At 54.0% G+C, this 1036-nt stretch carries 1 pseudogene; it reads right to left on the bottom strand.

What is annotated here, in order from left to right:
• Positions 1 to 21: 21 nt before the first annotated feature.
• Positions 22 to 1036 (bottom strand): annotated as a pseudogene (locus K5E40_RS34325) (IS3 family transposase); the annotation flags it as partial.

The following is a 1036-nucleotide window of genomic DNA, read 5'->3' as shown; positions in this document are numbered from 1 at the left end:
GTTTGAATCGCCCCTGGTTTTCTAGACACTCTCCAAGCTCAGGAAATAGCGTTTCTCATACTCTACTGGAGACAGCTGCATAGCACTGCTGTGTCGGCGTTTAGGGTTATAGAACATCTCGATGTAATCGAAAATATCACTTCGGGCTTCTTCACGGGTTGTGTAGATCTTTCGTCGGATTCGCTCTCGCTTCAAAAGCTGGAAAAAGCTCTCGGCTACGGCATTGTCGTGGCAGTTTCCCCGCCGGCTCATGCTGCTGATTACATTGTTGGCCTTCAAAAAGCTTTTCCAATCCGAGCTACTGAACTGACTGCCTTGATCTGAGTGAATCATAACTTGCTGCTGAGGCTTGCGTCGCCAAACAGCCATCAACATCGCGTCGATAGCCAGGTCGCTGCACATCCTTGGCTTCATTGACCAACCAATTACTTGGCGTGAGAACAGATCCAGCACTACCGCGAGGTAGAGCCACCCTTCATAGGTGCGGATGTAAGTGATATCTGTCACCCAGACCTTGTTCGGCTCACTTACCTTGAACTGCCGCGCGAGGTGGTTGGGCGAGGCCACTGTTGGTTTTCCACCATAGAACCCTGGACGCCGCCGATAGCCCGTTTGAGAACGCAGTCCCTCCGCCTGCATCAAGCGCCTGACTCGATTTCGGCCGCATTCCTCTCCCAGCTCACGCAGGTCATCGTGAATTTTGCGGTAGCCGTATACACCTCCGCTTTCCAGCCAAGCGTGTTTGATCAAGCCAAGCAGACGTTGATCTTCTTTTGCTCGGGCAGATTGAGGCTCGGCCAGCCAGGCGTAATAGCCGCTGGGGTGCACCTTGAGGGTTTGGCAAAGGCGCCGCACCGGGTAATCAGTCGAGTGCTTCTTGATGAAGGCGTACTTCAGCCGCACTCCTTGGCAAAGTACGCGGCGGCCTTTTTTAAGATGTCTCGCTCTTCCGTCACGCGCTTGAGTTCAGCGCGTAGCTTGCGCAGTTCGGCCTGCTGATCGTCGTCTTGCTGACGCTGCTCTTGGGGCTTGCTGT

The organism is Pseudomonas baetica (assembly GCF_019733355.1).
Lineage (GTDB): Bacteria > Pseudomonadota > Gammaproteobacteria > Pseudomonadales > Pseudomonadaceae > Aquipseudomonas > Aquipseudomonas baetica_A.
This window is presented reverse-complemented; position numbering and strand designations above follow the sequence as displayed.